This is a genomic window from Bacillus sp. AFS053548 (assembly GCF_002575105.1).
In the GTDB taxonomy this organism is placed as follows: domain Bacteria; phylum Bacillota; class Bacilli; order Bacillales; family Bacillaceae_G; genus Gottfriedia.
Genome location: NZ_NUHI01000004.1, coordinates 1 through 15,799, shown reverse-complemented (window position 1 = coordinate 15,799; position 15,799 = coordinate 1). Strand labels below are relative to the sequence as shown.

The 15,799-nt window shown below is 34.4% G+C and carries 12 protein-coding genes and 15 tRNA genes; 3 read left to right on the top strand and 24 right to left on the bottom strand.

Going from position 1 to position 15,799, the window contains the following annotated elements; translation table 11 throughout:
- The first annotated feature begins 104 nt into the window (after positions 1–104).
- Positions 105–569, top strand: coding sequence for a TspO/MBR family protein (locus tag CN946_RS01640; RefSeq protein ID WP_098859615.1), 465 nt, complete (start codon positions 105–107; stop codon positions 567–569).
- 59 nt (positions 570–628) lie between these two features.
- On the opposite strand, the gene CN946_RS01635 is transcribed toward CN946_RS01640, so the two are convergent.
- Entirely contained in the window at positions 629–829 is a 201-nt protein-coding gene (locus tag CN946_RS01635) for a cold-shock protein (RefSeq protein WP_056473269.1), read from the bottom strand.
- 473 nt (positions 830–1,302) lie between these two features.
- Between CN946_RS01635 and CN946_RS01630 the strand changes: the two genes are divergently transcribed.
- Positions 1,303–2,091: a TIGR00266 family protein gene (locus CN946_RS01630; RefSeq protein ID WP_098429608.1), complete on the top strand. Its 789-nt coding sequence runs from the start codon at positions 1,303–1,305 to the stop codon at positions 2,089–2,091.
- Positions 2,092–2,172: 81 nt separating this feature from the next.
- Here the strand turns inward: CN946_RS01630 and CN946_RS01625 are convergent, their stop codons facing one another.
- From CN946_RS01625 to CN946_RS01590, 8 genes are all read right to left on the bottom strand, one after another.
- On the bottom strand, positions 2,173–2,967 hold the full coding sequence (locus CN946_RS01625) for a lipase family protein (protein WP_098859614.1): 795 nt from the start codon (positions 2,965–2,967) through the stop codon (positions 2,173–2,175).
- 63 nt (positions 2,968–3,030) lie between these two features.
- Complete coding sequence (locus tag CN946_RS01620) at positions 3,031–5,439, bottom strand: glycogen/starch/alpha-glucan phosphorylase (RefSeq protein WP_098859613.1); 2,409 nt, start codon at positions 5,437–5,439, stop codon at positions 3,031–3,033.
- 25 nt (positions 5,440–5,464) lie between these two features.
- On the bottom strand, positions 5,465–6,898 hold the full coding sequence (gene glgA, locus CN946_RS01615) for a glycogen synthase GlgA (RefSeq protein ID WP_098859612.1): 1,434 nt from the start codon (positions 6,896–6,898) through the stop codon (positions 5,465–5,467).
- Positions 6,892–7,911 carry a GlgC family sugar phosphate nucleotidyltransferase gene (locus CN946_RS01610; RefSeq protein ID WP_097979327.1) on the bottom strand — a complete coding sequence of 340 codons (1,020 nt, stop codon included), beginning with the start codon at positions 7,909–7,911 and terminating at the stop codon, positions 6,892–6,894. Before CN946_RS01610 ends, glgA begins: the two co-directional genes overlap by 7 nt.
- Positions 7,912–7,959: 48 nt before the next feature.
- Entirely contained in the window at positions 7,960–9,087 is a 1,128-nt protein-coding gene (locus tag CN946_RS01605; RefSeq protein ID WP_098859611.1) for a glucose-1-phosphate adenylyltransferase, read from the bottom strand.
- Positions 9,035–10,963, bottom strand: coding sequence for a 1,4-alpha-glucan branching protein GlgB (gene glgB / locus CN946_RS01600; RefSeq protein ID WP_098859652.1), 1,929 nt, complete (start codon positions 10,961–10,963; stop codon positions 9,035–9,037). The genes CN946_RS01605 and glgB overlap by 53 nt, the downstream gene beginning before the upstream one ends.
- Positions 10,964–11,637: 674 nt before the next feature.
- Positions 11,638–12,537 (bottom strand): DMT family transporter, encoded by a 900-nt coding sequence (locus CN946_RS01595; protein WP_098859610.1) that lies wholly within the window; start codon positions 12,535–12,537, stop codon positions 11,638–11,640.
- Positions 12,534–13,088 carry a bifunctional transcriptional activator/DNA repair enzyme AdaA gene (locus CN946_RS01590; RefSeq protein ID WP_098859609.1) on the bottom strand — a complete coding sequence of 185 codons (555 nt, stop codon included), beginning with the start codon at positions 13,086–13,088 and terminating at the stop codon, positions 12,534–12,536. Before CN946_RS01590 ends, CN946_RS01595 begins: the two co-directional genes overlap by 4 nt.
- 356 nt (positions 13,089–13,444) lie before the next feature.
- Between CN946_RS01590 and CN946_RS01585 the strand changes: the two genes are divergently transcribed.
- Positions 13,445–13,831: a hypothetical protein gene (locus CN946_RS01585; RefSeq protein ID WP_286133783.1), complete on the top strand. Its 387-nt coding sequence runs from the start codon at positions 13,445–13,447 to the stop codon at positions 13,829–13,831.
- 335 nt (positions 13,832–14,166) lie between these two features.
- Here the strand turns inward: CN946_RS01585 and CN946_RS01580 are convergent.
- The 15 genes from CN946_RS01580 to CN946_RS01510 form a co-directional block, all read right to left on the bottom strand.
- A tRNA-Glu gene (locus tag CN946_RS01580) sits at positions 14,167–14,238 on the bottom strand.
- A gap of 10 nt (positions 14,239–14,248) precedes the next feature.
- Positions 14,249–14,339: transfer RNA gene (locus tag CN946_RS01575), tRNA-Ser, on the bottom strand.
- 6 nt (positions 14,340–14,345) lie between these two features.
- A tRNA-Asn gene (locus CN946_RS01570) sits at positions 14,346–14,420 on the bottom strand.
- Positions 14,421–14,448: 28 nt separating this feature from the next.
- Positions 14,449–14,525, bottom strand: a tRNA-Ile gene (locus CN946_RS01565).
- A 16-nt stretch (positions 14,526–14,541) separates the two neighbouring features.
- A tRNA-Gly gene (locus tag CN946_RS01560) sits at positions 14,542–14,612 on the bottom strand.
- Positions 14,613–14,618: 6 nt separating this feature from the next.
- Positions 14,619–14,694: transfer RNA gene (locus CN946_RS01555), tRNA-His, on the bottom strand.
- Positions 14,695–14,703: 9 nt separating this feature from the next.
- Positions 14,704–14,776 (bottom strand) — tRNA-Thr (locus CN946_RS01550).
- 88 nt (positions 14,777–14,864) lie between these two features.
- Positions 14,865–14,940 (bottom strand) — tRNA-Phe (locus CN946_RS01545).
- 8 nt (positions 14,941–14,948) lie between these two features.
- Positions 14,949–15,024 (bottom strand) — tRNA-Asp (locus CN946_RS01540).
- 3 nt (positions 15,025–15,027) lie between these two features.
- Positions 15,028–15,104 (bottom strand) — tRNA-Met (locus CN946_RS01535).
- Between the two features lie 196 nt (positions 15,105–15,300).
- Positions 15,301–15,393, bottom strand: a tRNA-Ser gene (locus CN946_RS01530).
- An 8-nt stretch (positions 15,394–15,401) separates the two neighbouring features.
- Positions 15,402–15,478, bottom strand: a tRNA-Ile gene (locus CN946_RS01525).
- 9 nt (positions 15,479–15,487) lie between these two features.
- Positions 15,488–15,561, bottom strand: a tRNA-Met gene (locus CN946_RS01520).
- A 38-nt stretch (positions 15,562–15,599) separates the two neighbouring features.
- A tRNA-Ala gene (locus CN946_RS01515) sits at positions 15,600–15,672 on the bottom strand.
- A gap of 10 nt (positions 15,673–15,682) precedes the next feature.
- A tRNA-Pro gene (locus tag CN946_RS01510) sits at positions 15,683–15,759 on the bottom strand.
- Between the last annotated feature and the right edge of the window lie 40 nt (positions 15,760–15,799).

Below are 15,799 nucleotides of genomic sequence, written 5' to 3'. Positions count from 1 at the left end.
AGTTAAAATTTCATTAAAAACGATTACTACAAAGTAGTCGTTTTTTTTATATTTTTAAATTAAATACATATACTTAATCAAGACAACTTACTTGAGGAGGTTTTATGAATATTAAGTTAATTGTTTTATTTTTCTCCTTATACTGTTTATTTTTTATTTCTTCTATTTTATTTCCGGTCGACTTCGTTTGGTATAGTCATCTAATTAAACCTAGCTATACTCCTTCAGGAAAAACAATCGGTATCATTTGGGCATTCTTATATTCTTTCATTTCTTTAAGCGTATGTATAATCGTTTCTTTAGGAGAATCCTTTAAAAAAGCAAAATGGCTTTATATTATATTTATTATTAATTATGTATTTAACCAGTTGTTTAGCTATTTTCAATTCAAACAAAAAGATTTACTAATGGCTACAATTGACTGTGGACTCGTCTTTGTTACGGCAATTCTTTTAACGATCATCGCATATAAACATTCAAAAACTTCATTTGTATTACTCATTCCTTATTCTATTTGGTCATTATTTGCAACCTTTTTAAACTACAATATCTACGTACTAAATAGATAGATTTTTAGATTAATATAAAAAAGGCATCCTAAAAATGGATGCCTTGAACATAACAAAAATTATTTTTTGTTTACGTTAGCTGCTTGTGGTCCACGGTTTCCTTCGATGATTTCGAATTGAACTTCTTGACCTTCTTCTAAAGTTTTGAAACCTTCGCCTTGAATTGCAGAGAAGTGTACGAATACGTCGTTTCCACTTTCAGTTTGGATGAAGCCAAAACCTTTTTCGCTGTTAAACCATTTAACTTTACCGAATTCCATCGATAATACCTCCTAAAAATACATATATACACTATTAATGCGTGCATAAAAGAGGGGTAAAGAAAAAGAACGTCATTGTCCAATCAGCTTAGGATTGCTACAACATTGAAAGTGGTCAAAACTTCTTTTCAAGACAAAGAAAAATGAGCGTTACTAAAAATTTTGTAGTGCAAATGTATCGTTAATTTCTTACCTTCAAATAAATATGCAGTTAATAGTAAATTAAATATATCATATCTAAAAAAGTGCGTCAATGACACTCAGGCTTAATTGAGAGAATTTTTTATATAATTCTTATAATTTATCTTTTATACATTTAGACCGATCTAGCTTCCTATAAAAATGGAATATTTTCTCATTAAATAGTCAAAATAAATGAGGATTATGTAATAATTTATCAAATTTTTTATTATTAAATAACTAGATTTTAGTATTAGAATATTTGTATAGTTAAACTAAAAGGAGGCATAAAAATGAAAAATTCTCATGAAGTTACATATAAGATTCATGGCCATGATATGCAGTTTGTACAAGTAGAGCTTGATCCAAAGGAAACAGTCGTTGCTGAAGCTGGAGCAATGATGATGATGGATGATGGTATCGAACTTGAAACAATTTTTGGTGACGGTTCACAGCAATCAGGTGGATTATTTGGAAAATTGGTTGGAGCTGGTAAGCGCCTTGTTACAGGTGAGAGCTTGTTTATGACTAGTTTTACAAACCGATCTAGCTCAATAAAAACAGTCAGTTTCTCGGCACCATACCCTGGAACAATCATACCTTTAGATCTACATGAGTATGGAAATAAAATTATTTGTCAAAAGGATTCTTTCTTAGCCGCGGCAAAAGGAACTTCAGTTGGGATCGAGTTTAGAAAGAAATTAAGTACCGGCCTATTTGGTGGCGAAGGCTTCATCATGCAAAAACTCGAAGGTGATGGCCTTGCTTTCTTACATGCTGGTGGTTCAATTTACCAAAAAACTCTTCAACCGGGTGAAAAAATTAAAATCGATACCGGATGTATTGTTGGCTTCACTGGTGATGTTAATTATGAAATTGAATATGTTGGAAATGTAAAAACAGCACTTTTTGGAGGAGAAGGTCTATTCTTCGCAACATTACAAGGTCCTGGAACAATTTGGGTTCAATCATTAACTTTAGCAAGATTAGCTTCTAGAATTGGTCAATACTTACCAAACTCATCTAAAGAAGAAGGAAGTATATTAGGTGGCCTTGGAAATCTACTGGATGGTAATGATTAATTCAGACTACTTTAAAAGCGTTTTTTTGTTTACATACAAAAAACTAGTCAACGAAATCTTGACTAGTTTTTTTCTGTACTTTTAGATTACTTCTTCTTCTACTGGTTCTGCCTCACGTAATTTGTAAGTAAAGGTTGGAGTATAATCATAATCCAACTGCATCTTCTTAACGCCTTCAATATAAGTCGATAGATGGTGACTATCCTTAATAGACCCTTTATTTAGAGAAAAAGTGATTGGATGTTTCACTTGAACGTATTCTAAATAAATGTTTAATGGCTTCACTTCTACTTTAAAGGGTGGGCTTAAAGGGACCATATCATATAGATTTACAAATCTTAAACTATGCCTAACATTTTCATCGTAGTTTTCTTTAAACTTTATATTTCCTACTTTTGGAGAGCCAAATGAATAGACATTCGGGTTACAAATTCCAGTCATTGCTATTTCATATCCTAATAACGTGGCCAATGAACCACCTAAGCTATGCCCCGTTATGAATATTTTTTTTGAAAGAGCCTTTTCCTTCACAATTGCTAAAAGCATTTCTCGACAAGATTGATAAATTGATAGAAACCCCGAATGGACACTCCCACCGTTCATCACATAAGGAAATAAGGCTTGATCAATTTTTAAATCAACTAACCAATCCAAATCTGATTTCGTTCCTCGAAACACAATGATTACAGATTCATTATTTTCAATAATATAGCCAAACCATTCTAGTTGGCTAATTGCACATGCTTTAATTGTATCTACTAATGAATAGCTTGCTGGAATCATAAATTTACCATCATTATCAAACTGAACATATGCCTGTTCAATGCAAAGTAATAGTTCTAAGGCCTTATCATAGTCAACTGAAAGGAATTTCAACGTATCTCTCCTTTCTCGCTTTTCATCATTATATGAAAAACCTCCTAATAATCTAAGAGGAGGTTAGGAATGGTGTAAGGTTCTTTGATGAATATTCCATATTTCTGATGCGTATTGACGAATCGTGCGATCACTAGTAAAAAATCCCGATTTCGCAACATTGTTAAGACTTTTTATAGCCCAATCCCTTTTGTTTTGATACGTGTGATTGATACATTCATGCGCTTTTACATATGAAGAGAAATCTCTAAGTAAGAAATACTCATCGTTATAAGACATGAGCGAATCAAAAATTGGTTCAAATTCTTCTCTTGGTAACGGAAATAATCCATGTAGCATTTGATCTAATACCTTTTTTATTCGCAGATCATGATGGTAATAATCACTGCTTTTATATCCACCGTGTTGGTAATAATTTAATACCTCGTCAGCTGTAAGTCCGAATGTAAAAATATTCTCCTCGCCAACTTCTCTTAAAATTTCAATATTAGCACCGTCAAGTGTACCAAGCGTTAAAGCACCATTCATCATAAATTTCATATTCCCAGTACCCGAAGCTTCTTTACTTGCTGTCGAAATTTGTTCACTAACATCCGCTGCTGGAAAAATAATTTCCCCTAATGAAACTCGGTAATTTTCAATAAAAATTACTTTAATAAATTGACTTATATAGCGATCATTATTAACAATGTCAGCCACTGAATGAATTAATTTAATGATCTTTTTAGCAAAGTAGTAGCCAGGAGATGCCTTTGCTCCAAAAATAAAGGTTCTAGGATGCATTTTAAAATGTGAATCTTCCTTCAAACGATTATATAAATACATGATATGTAAAACATTTAATAATTGTCTTTTATATGCATGCATACGCTTTACTTGAATATCAAAAATTGAATCTGTATCTAATGCAATTCCATTTGTATAGTGAACATAATTTTCGAGAACTTCTTTTCTCTTTTTCTTTACATTCATAAATTGCGTTAAGAATGCATCGTCATCTTGATATTCTAATAGATTCTCAAGTTGAGTTGGTTCGTGTATCCAGCCGTCTCCGATCGAATCATTTATTAAGCTACTAAGCTCAGGATTACATTGGAGTAACCATCTTCTATGAGTAATACCATTTGTTTTATTATTAAACTTAAATGGTTCATACTCATAAAAAAGCTTCATTTCTCTTTGTTTTAAAATTTCAGTGTGGATCTCAGCAACTCCATTAACGCTCTTACTGCCTACAATTGCTAAATGAGCCATTTTAACGACTCCATGGGCAATAATAGCCATTTGTTCAATTCGATCCCAATCACCTGGGTATTTGTTCCAAAGCTCTTTACAATATCTCTCATTTATTTCTTCTACAATCATATAAATTCTTGGTAATAAAGGCTTAAATAAATCAACCCTCCATTTTTCAAGTGCTTCCGACAAAGTTGTATGATTCGTATATGAAATCGTTTGAGTTGTAATTTCCCATGCTTCATCCCAGGATAACTTTTCAACATCGATTAAAATTCTCATTAACTCTGGAATTGCTAAAACTGGATGTGTATCATTTACATGAATAGCAATTTCTTCATGGAGCTTATGAATATTACCATATTGCTCCTTATATGAATCTACTATTCTTTGAATACTTGCAGAAACTAAAAAATATTGCTGTTTTAGACGTAATATCTTTCCTTCATCATGTGTATCATCTGGATATAAGAATTCTGAAACTGCTTCAGCCTCTCGCTTATATTTCATCAGTGATTTATTTGAGGAATGAGTAGATGCTTCAGCACTCCATAATCTTAATGTATTTACCGTGTTTGTATGATAGCCGATAATCGGTAAATCATATGGTACCGCTGTGATTGCTTCTGCACCATGAAGGCGGAATTCCAATCGATTTTTATTATTAAATGATTCTACTTCTCCACCGAATAAAACTTCAATTGCTTCATCATCTCTTCGAACTTCCCAAACATTTCCGTATTTCAGCCATTGTTCAGGTAGCTCGACTTGATATCCATCAACAATTTTTTGGTCAAATAGGCCATGTTTGTAGCGGATGCCACATCCATGACCAGGCAAGTCTTGTGATGCTAGAGAATCCAGAAAACAAGATGCTAGCCGTCCAAGTCCACCATTCCCAAGACCAGCATCGCTTTCAAACTCCTCAAGAGCACTTAAAGAAATTCCTAATCTCTCAAGGCCAGTTTCACATAACTCTCTAAGCCCTAGATGAATTAAGTTACTTTTCAAAAGCTTTCCTAATAAGAATTCAATTGATAAATAATAAACTTGTTTTTTTCGCTCTAAGCGGTATTGTTCACTCGTACCTAACCAATTACCGCTTATATGTTCACGAATCATCGTTCCAAGTGTTTGAAATTGCTCTTGAGTAGTGCTATCTGCAGTACTCTTTCCATGCATACTTTCTAGCTTCTCTTTAAAACCCCACTCAAACTCCTCCACACTAGAAAACATGGAATCACCTCGCCCTAAAAGATTTTTACTTTGAAGACTGCATATATAGTTTTGCATATTCTTTAGCTGATTTTAACCAACTTGAATCTCTTCTAATTGCATTCCTTCTGACTGATTTCCAATGTTTTTTATTCTCATAGATACTCAATCCACGTTCAATTGTGTGAAGCATATCGTGAGCATTATAGTTAGTAAAAGTAAAACCATTTCCACTCTTTGTCTCTTCATTATATGACTGGACAGTATCATTTAGCCCCCCAGTCTCTCTTACGATTGGAACACACCCGTATTTCATCGCAATAAGCTGACCAAGTCCACATGGCTCAAATAGTGAAGGCATAAGGAATAAATCTGCACCTGCATAAATCTGATGAGCAAAGCGTTCATCAAATCCAATATAAGCTCTAACTTTTTCGTAGTAGTTATGTTCCATTGCTTTAAAAAAGTTCTCGAATTCTTCATCACCAGAACCCAAAATTACTACTTGGACATTATAATCCATAATTTGAGAGAATACGTGTTGAATAAGATCAATGCCTTTTTGACCTGTTAATCGGGAAACCATAGCAATAATAGGAGTATTTTCATCTATTTTTAATGCGAGTGACTCCTGTAATTTCAATTTATTTTCTGTCTTATTTTCGATTGTAAATTCATCGAAATTAGAGTGAATTTTCCGATCCGTAGCTGGATTATAAATTGTTTCATCAATTCCGTTAACAATCCCAAAAAGTTTGTGATCTTGCTCACGTAATAGTCCATCTAATTGCTCTCCGAAAAATTCATGCTTAATTTCTTCTTTATATGTTGGACTAACAGTTGTTACGAAATCACTTGAAATAATTCCAGCTTTCATAAAGTTGATACAATCGTAAAATTTCAAATAGTCATCGCGAAAATATTGTTCATCAATTCCTAACATATCGTCCATTACTTCTTTTGAAAATACGCCTTGGAATTGAAGGTTATGGATTGTAAATACAGATTTCATTTTTGGATTAATATCTTTAAATACGCCATACTCTTTCATGAAAAATGGGATCATTGCTGTATGCCAGTCATGACAGTGTATAACATCAGGTATAAAGTCTAATTCTTTAATACATTCAATTGCAGCTAGAGAGAAGAATGCAAAACGCTCTCCATCATCAAAATGACCATACAACTTATCACGATTGAAATAGTACTCGTTATCAATAAAATAATAAGTTGTTCCTTCTACTTTCAATTCAAATAAACCACAATACTGTTTTCTCCAGCCTAGATTTATAGATAGCTCTTTTACTAGCTTAGCTTCATCTCTATATTTAGCGGGAATTAACGAGTAGAATGGAAGCATTACTCTTACATTCGTATTTAGTTTATTTAAATACTTAGGGAGAGCGCCTGCAACATCTGCAAGCCCTCCCGATTTAACAAATGGTACACATTCTGAAACAATATATAAAACATTTACCACTGAATCAACGCTCCTTGGACTGAACCTTTTTGAAGCACTACTGGCTCACTTAAGCTTCCTTTTATTTCAACACCATCTTCTATTCGAACATCTTTATCTAATATAACGCCATCTAATATACAATTATCTCCAATGTTTGATTTTTGCATAACAACACAATTTCGAATAATTGTATTTTTTCCAATTTTCACAGCTCTTGAAATAATACTATTTTCAACCGTTCCTTCAATTTCACATCCATTAGCTACAATTGAATTTTTTACAATTGCTTCTTTTGAATATTTTGTTGGTGGCTCATCTTTAACCTTAGTAAAGACAGGATAAGATTTTAAGAATAATTGATTCCATATCTCAGGATTTAATAATTTCATACTTTGCTCGAAATAATCCTCAATTGTTTGAATAATTGAAACTTGTTGAGGTATTTCATACGCACTTAGTTCAACCTCATTATTTTGATCGCGTACAACGTCCATAATTGTTTCATAGCCTTTTTCGTGGAAGTTTTCAAAAAGCTTTAACAATAACTCTTTTTCAAGGATATAGATATTTAAAGATTTACCGAACTGCTTTAACTCAGTAATTTGTGCATTTGTTTCGATATGTCTCTTTAAAACTGGTCTAAAATCCACAGAGCAAATCGTATAAGTATTTGCTACTACTACATACTTTTGAGTAGAACGTTGTAAAAATTGAATATGCTTTTCGATGAAATCGAATGTACCAAAAGCTCCATCAGTTGGTTCTGGCGTAAAAATAAATAGTCCATCCTTTTTACGATTTAAGTCCCAATGTTTACCAGAGCCTAAGTGATCAATAATTGATCGATAAGGTTGATCAGGAAATACAGCGACACTCGTAATACCAGAGTTCACCATATTACTTAACATAAAATCGATTAAACGATATCGACCTGCATAAGGAAGTGTTGCTAATGGTCGATGCTGTGTTAACGGCTTTAAAGATTCAAAATGTGTTGACGCCTCAATTATTCCTAGCATAGTATGTTTCATCAAATAACCCTCTCAATCTATTTTTCTATTTGAGGAATGAGCCACCTCTTATTCTCCGCTTGTAACTAGAATAACCTCTTCATAATCTTTCTCAGGACCTAAAAGGCTTCCATCAGGAATAACCATTCCAGGAGCTACTACTGCACTTTCAATACGAACATCTTTTCCAATAACACAACCCGGCATAACGACAGAATCTTTAATCATACTGCCTTCTCCGATTGTTACACCTTGGAATAATACAGAATGTGATATAAAGCCTTCAACAACACACCCCTCATTAATTAGAGAGTCTTCAACGATTGCTGTAGGTGCAATATACTGTGGCGGTTGATTTGGATTAACTGAATATATGCGCCAATCACGGTCATATATATTTAGTTCACTATCTTCATTTAACAAATCCATATTTGCTTCCCATAAGCTTTTTACTGTACCAACGTCTTTCCAATAACCTTTGAAAGGATAAGCAACTACTTTTTTCTTTTCTTCTAATAAAAGCGGAATAACGTCTTTACCAAAGTCATTACTTGATTCTGGATTACGATCATCCATCTCTAAAAATTCTTTTAAAACATTCCATTTAAAAATATAAATTCCCATTGAAGCTAAATTACTCTTCGGATATTGAGGTTTTTCTTCAAATTCTATAATATCCATTTGATCATTTGTATTCATAATTCCGAAACGGCTAGCTTCATCAATCGGAACTTCGATAACTGAAATCGATACATCTGCCTCTTTTTCAATGTGATAGTCTAGCATTTTACTATAGTCCATCTTATAAATATGATCACCTGAAAGAATCAAAACATATTCAGGCTGATATTGCTTTAAATAATTTAAATTTTGATAAATTGCACTTGCAGTACCTGTATACCATTTAACTCCAGATGCTTCTGAATATGGTGGTAAAACAGTTACCCCACCATTTAAGCGATCTAAATCCCATGCACTTCCTATACCAATATATGAGTTTAGTACTAGTGGCTGATATTGAGTTAGCACCCCAACAGTATCAATACCTGAATTTGTGCAATTACTTAAAGTAAAATCTATTATTCGATATTTACCTCCGAAAGCTACGGCTGGTTTTGCTAGTTCTTTTGTTAAAGAACTTAATCTACTCCCTTTTCCCCCTGCTAGTAACATTGCTACGCATTTTTTCTGAACCATTGCTGCTAATCCCCTTTCGCATTTTAACTGGACGAATGATTGTAAAACTAAAGGCAGGTAATGCTATTTCAATACTGTATGGTAAACCATGGAATGGTATTTCTTCTGATTCAATGGCAGAACGATTTATTTTACTATCGCCACCAAATTGAACATAGTCACTTGAAAGCAATTCTTTATATCGATGCTTTGCAGGTACTCCAATTCGATATGTTTCATAAGAAATTTCTCTAAAATTACAGATTACGATGACATAATCCTCTTTGTTTTTTCCTTTACGGATAAATGAAAATACACTTTGATCTGCATTATTTGCATCAATCCATGAAAATCCATCCCAATGATTATCAACTTCATAAAGTGATTTATTTTTTTTATAAATTGATAATAATTCTTTGAAATATTTGTTCATCTTGGAATGATATTCATAATCTTTAATCATCCAATCAACTTGCTCTAAATCCTTCCACTCATCAAATTGCCCAAATTCGCTTCCCATAAATAGAAGCTTCTTACCTGGATGAGATAAATAATAACCAAATAGTACCCTTAATTGAGCAAATTTTTCCTCATATGTACCTGGCATTTTATTTAACAGAGATTTCTTACCATGTACTACTTCATCATGTGAAAAAGGTAAAACAAAATTTTCTGAGAAGGCATATAAAAACGAGAAAGTCATCTGATTATGATGATGCTTTCTTTCTGTTGGGTGAGTCTCCATATAAGTCAAAACATCATTCATCCAACCCATATTCCACTTAAAATTAAAACCTAATCCACCTTCATATGTAGGTGCAGTAACTAATGGCCAATCAGTAGAATCTTCAGCAATCATTAATACTTGTGGATCATGTTCAAATACCGCTTCATTTAATCGTCTTAAAAACTGAGTTGCAAAAGGATTCTCTTCATTTCTATTTTTCCAATATAAAATATTTGCAACAGCATCTACTCGGAAACCATCAATATGAAAATATTCCATCCAATATAGAGCGTTTGAAATAAGAAATGATTTTACTTCCGGTTTTGATAAATCAAAATTAGCTGTTCCCCATACTTCATTTTCTCTAGCATCATAACCTTCATATTCATATGTCGGTTCACCATCAAACATGTATAATCCATGAGAATCCTTACAAAAGTGACCAGGCACCCAATCCATAATGACTCCTAACCCGTTCTGGTGACATTCGTCTATAAAGCTCATTAGCTCATGAGGATTTCCATATCGACTAGTAGAAGAAAAATATCCTACCCCTTGATACCCCCAAGAACGATCATATGGATGTTCAACTAATGGTAATATTTCAATATGTGTAAAACCATGATCTTTTACATATGGAATTAGTTCTGTCGCTAGTTCTGCATAAGTGTAGAAATCACCGTTTTTCTTTTTTTTCCAAGAACCTAAATGTACCTCATAAATTAAAACTGGTTCTTCATATACTGACTTTTTAAATTTCTGCTTACGATATTTTGCATCTTTCCATTTATACCCCGAAAGATCATAAACGATTGAAGCTGTGCTTGGTCTTAGTTCACTATAGAAAGCAAAAGGATCACTTTTTAATAAAACTTCACCACGCTTGGTTGAAATTTCATATTTGTATATCGTCCCATGACCAATTTCAGGGATATATATCGTCCAAATCCCTTGATCGTTCAACTTTTCCATTTTATGTTCAGAACCATTCCAATTATTAAAGTTCCCAACAACTGAGACACCTTTCGCATGTGGAGCCCACACTGTAAAAATAGTTCCAACTTTATTCCCTTTTTTTACAACATGTGCCCCAAAGCATTCATGGCTATGGAATAAACTTCCCTCATGGAATAAATGCACATCAAACTCAGTTGGCCGTGTCAAAAGCAACATCCTCACCTCATTACAATCTCTTAAATTCTTCTATCTCTTAATATTCTACAAATATATATATTCACCTTGTTTTTATGCAAAAAAAATTCAAAAACTTTTTTCGGAAAATGAATAACCATTCATGAAACCGTTGTCATTATTGCGTTTGTCGTAAAAATGTCGAATTTGTCGAACGAATACCGACGCATATTTATACATCATATTTTGAATTTCCCTTGTAACAATTTGTAAATTTTTGATTTTTCATAAAATTTCATACATATTTCACACTTTTCTAACATATAAACTTTATTTTTAAAAAGAATTGTAGAATATTGTCGGATTAAGGCGAAGAGATTTTTTTTGAAAAATATTTAGGAACCACTAGCAAATTATTTGGAAATTTAGATGTAAAAGTTATAATAATCTCTAAACCGAATTCAATTTATGCGGTGATATGGAAGACCAAGCAACAATACATATTGATCAAAATAGTGAATTTAAATTACCTTAGCATTTCAACAAAAATTATTGAGATTCATGTAAATTCGTTTCAAAGTTACTAAAGCTTGAGTATATTTACCTACATTGGTAGTTCTTATTATTAGCTCAATAAAATAACAATCGTAATATAGTAAAAAGGATCTTCGTTTTTACGAAAATCCTTTTTTGTCTTATTATTTATAAGCTTATTAGACTTGCATTCGCTTACTTGATGTTATTACACGTAAACGAATATCTGAAATCAGGAATACACCAGATAAAATGACAAGAAAACCGAACAACATCCCTAATGTAAAATGTTCCTTCAAAATAAGAACTCCCCAGATTAATCCAAACACAGGAATCAAAAAAGTAACACTTAATGTTTTGGTAGGCCCAATACTTTCTATAAGATAAAAATACAATAAATATGCTATAGCAGTACAAAATAATGCTAATCCTAGAACTGCCAAGATCGCAACTCCTGATACTTTGTCTTTAGATGCTGTGAAATTTAGAAATGTAAAAGGTAAAAGTAAAATTGCAGCACCAATTTGTTGACCAGCTGCAAGTGAAAGTGGTGGTACCCCATCAAAAGCTTTCTTTGCATACACACCTGCAATTCCATATGAAATAGTCGACAAAACTGCTAGTCCAATGGCTATTTTAACCTCATAAGTAAACGGAATTGAACTCCATCCTACTAACAAAATCACTCCTATTACTCCTACTATTATTCCAGTTAACTTTCGTATACTCAACCTTTCTTTCGTCCATAAAAAAACAACCAGCGCTGTAAATATTGGCGTCAAAGAGTTTAGAATTGATGACATTGAGGCTGGTAAATATAACGCTGATGTAGCAATTAATGTAAATGGAATTGCTGCATTTAATGCCCCTATTATTAAATATTGTCTCCATCTATTTTTAAAGAGTAATGACTTTTTAGTAATAACCAAATAAAGCACCAGTGCAAACGCAGCAATTATAACTCTTCCCTGAATTGTTAAAATTGGTCCGAAAACAGGTGAAGCTATCCTAATAAATAAAAATGAAGCTCCCCATAATGCGGCCAGGCTCAATAAAGCTATTCCATCTTTTAACTTCATTTATTTAACCCCTTTCTGAATGTAGTTGGAGTGTAATTAAAATGATGACGAAACATACTTGAAAAATGTGCCGAGCCTTTAAAACCAAGATTATGCGCTATTTCAGTTATGGTTTTCTCAGTATCTCGCAATAATCTCAAAGCTTCTACCATTCTTAACCTAGTTGCGTATTCTAACGGCGATAAACCTGTGGATTTTTTAAATAATCTTTGCAAATGAAATTTACTTACTCCAACTTCAATTGCTAATCGATCCAATGTTAAGCTATTTCGATATTCTTTTTCAATAAAATGTTTAGCTGATAAAATAATATCCTCTTCATTTGAGTGAAGTAAATCAGGGCGACACCTTTTACATGGACGGTACCCATCTTTAATTGCCAAAGAAAATGACGGATAATATGACACATTTTCTTCTAATGGGGTTCTTGACTTACACGAAGGTTTACAACAGATTCCAGTAGACTTAACTGCATAAATAAACACTCCATCGTAGTTTTCATCGCATGATTCAACTGCATCCCACATGACCTGATTATTTAATCCGTTCATTTAATCACCTCACTTTAGCTATTCACATTTTAACACTATGATCATGCACTTGCTTTCAATTTCTTGCTTTCTAATTTCTTTGGAAAAAGGATAATAGTTAGTAGACCATCTGATCATTTTGAATAAAACCTACAACTTTCCAATCTCAGTAGGCCTCTTTATTTCCCAATAATTTTACAACCTTAAAAAATGAAAAACATAACTGAGCCTACTTTTTAAATACTAAATGATATCATTTTTTACTTTAACAAAAAACAACTTAATAACTGGCTGTATAATACACTCTAGTAATAGTATTTGAAGTATAATAAAAAAAATGAATATTAACGACGTTGTAACTAAAGGGTGAAGATATAATGATGTTGGAATTTAAAATGAGTGAAAAGGCTATAAGTTTTGAAAATGAAGAATATGTGACCAGAATGAAGATTAATGGCAAAGGAGAAGGGCGAGACCGTGGAGAACTAAGACTGAGATGTGCTGTTTCCATTACTTTATTTGTAAAAGAGACAGAAAACATATTGAATCTACGCGGGAATATTTATTGGGATGCAGCTTACCCAAAAGCACATATTTTTTTTACAGGTGGGAGTTTAGTTGATTTTATTGAGGAACAAGGATATGAATATAACGAGTTTAAAGAATATTGGAGTCGAGTGAAACGGTTAGCAACTAATGTCTTTTCAGATGATGATATTAAAGCGTATCAAAAAGTGTTAACAAATGATCAAGTAACTGTTTAAAGCAAAGTTTACTAAAATTCGGATTAACAATTCAGTTAGTCCGTTTTTTTCATATACATGGGAAATTTAATTATTAAATTACACTTTAAAGAGTATTAAGCAAAAACAACAACTTTTTTCTTTTCCAAGTATATGAAATAGGCTTCTAACTTGAGGTACTAAGATAAAAGCTCTAAATTAAAACGATAAGGCCCTGTACATCTTAAAACGAACGAAGAACCTTCTAATATAATGGACAGAGGCGGACTCAGTAAATATCGCTATCTGAAGTCCAAATAAAAGACAAATAAAAAACTCAGTTACCTGTGTTATCACAAATAACTGAGCTTTAGATATGACCCGTACGGGACTCGAACCCGTGTTACCGCCGTGAAAGGGCGGTGTCTTAACCGCTTGACCAACGGGCCAAAAAAAATATGGCAGAGAAGAAGGGATTCGAACCCTCGCACCGGTTACCCGATCTACACCCTTAGCAGGGGCGCCCCTTGAGCCACTTGGGTACTTCTCTATCATATGGCTCCGCAGGTAGGATTCGAACCTACGACCACTCGGTTAACAGCCGAGTGCTCTACCACTGAGCTACTGCGGAAAAATTAATTATAAATTTATAAATTTAATGGTGGGCCTAAATGGACTCGAACCATCGACCTCACGCTTATCAGGCGTGCGCTCTAACCAGCTGAGCTATAGGCCCATTAAATTTTATAAAAAGCGGGTGATGGGAATCGAACCCACGACCGAAGCTTGGAAGGCTTCTATTTTACCATTAAACTACACCCGCAAAATATGGGGCGACCGATGGGAATCGAACCCACGAGTGTCGGAACCACAATCCGATGCGTTAACCACTTCGCCACGACCGCCATAAAGAGTGCCGACTAGAGGACTTGAACCCCCAACCTACTGATTACAAGTCAGTTGCTCTACCAATTGAGCTAAGTCGGCTTATTAAAAGTTATATTAATTTTAATTTTGATTGTTGCCATATTTAGTTCATCTTTTAGTCCTCCTTGTCTCAGGAAGAATTTCAAGATGGTGGCTCGGGACGGAATCGAACCGCCGACACGAGGATTTTCAGTCCTCTGCTCTACCGACTGAGCTACCGAGCCATCTCAAATGGCGGTCCCGACCGGGATCGAACCGGCGATCTCCTGCGTGACAGGCAGGCATGTTAACCGCTACACCACGGGACCATTTGGTTGCGGGGACAGGATTTGAACCTGCGACCTTCGGGTTATGAGCCCGACGAGCTACCAGACTGCTCCACCCCGCGATAATGTGGATACTATTTAATATAGTTCCATGAAAGTTATTTTGTTAAGACCATCCCAATCTCAGGATGTTTATGCAAGTAGCAGCTCGATTGGTATGCTGAAGTAATTTCTTCGAAGCATATTCGTTCGTGCTCCACCCTGCGATAATGTGGATACTAACTAAGTTAGATCCATTAATATGAAATTTAATAAAAATGGAGGAGTAAGAGGGATTCGAACCCCCGCGGGCTGTTACACCCCTGTCGGTTTTCAAGACCGATCCCTTCAGCCAGACTTGGGTATTACTCCATTATAAGTGGTGGACCTTGTAGGACTCGAACCTACGACCGGACGGTTATGAGCCGTCTGCTCTAACCAGCTGAGCTAAAGGTCCTTAAATAAGTAGCGGCGGAGGGAGTCGAACCCACGACCTCACGGGTATGAACCGTACGCTCTAGCCAGCTGAGCTACACCGCCATAATAAGTTTCTTTAAGTTTCTTTAAGTTTCTTTAAGTGGAGCCTAGCGGGATCGAACCGCTGACCTCCTGCGTGCAAGGCAGGCGCTCTCCCAGCTGAGCTAAGGCCCCATGTTTTAAATGGTCGGGAAGACAGGATTTGAACCTGCGACCCCCTGGTCCCAAACCAGGTGCTCTACCAAGCTGAGCCACTTCCCGTTCAGAATGACAGGTGAAATAATATGGCGCGCCCGAAAGG

What these genes read in the sequence shown, in the direction of transcription:
- CN946_RS01640 (WP_098859615.1), top strand. Translation starts at nt 105, where the DNA reads ATGAATATTAAGTTAATTGTTTTATTTTTCTCCTTATACTGTTTATTT.
- CN946_RS01635 (WP_056473269.1), bottom strand. Translation starts at nt 829, where the DNA reads ATGGAATTCGGTAAAGTTAAATGGTTTAACAGCGAAAAAGGTTTTGGC.
- CN946_RS01630 (WP_098429608.1), top strand. Translation starts at nt 1,303, where the DNA reads ATGAAAAATTCTCATGAAGTTACATATAAGATTCATGGCCATGATATG.
- CN946_RS01620 (WP_098859613.1), bottom strand. Translation starts at nt 5,439, where the DNA reads ATGTTTTCTAGTGTGGAGGAGTTTGAGTGGGGTTTTAAAGAGAAGCTA.
- CN946_RS01610 (WP_097979327.1), bottom strand. Translation starts at nt 7,911, where the DNA reads ATGAAACATACTATGCTAGGAATAATTGAGGCGTCAACACATTTTGAA.
- CN946_RS01605 (WP_098859611.1), bottom strand. Translation starts at nt 9,087, where the DNA reads ATGGTTCAGAAAAAATGCGTAGCAATGTTACTAGCAGGGGGAAAAGGG.
- CN946_RS01595 (WP_098859610.1), bottom strand. Translation starts at nt 12,537, where the DNA reads ATGAAGTTAAAAGATGGAATAGCTTTATTGAGCCTGGCCGCATTATGG.
- CN946_RS01590 (WP_098859609.1), bottom strand. Translation starts at nt 13,088, where the DNA reads ATGAACGGATTAAATAATCAGGTCATGTGGGATGCAGTTGAATCATGC.
- CN946_RS01585 (WP_286133783.1), top strand. Translation starts at nt 13,445, where the DNA reads ATGATGTTGGAATTTAAAATGAGTGAAAAGGCTATAAGTTTTGAAAAT.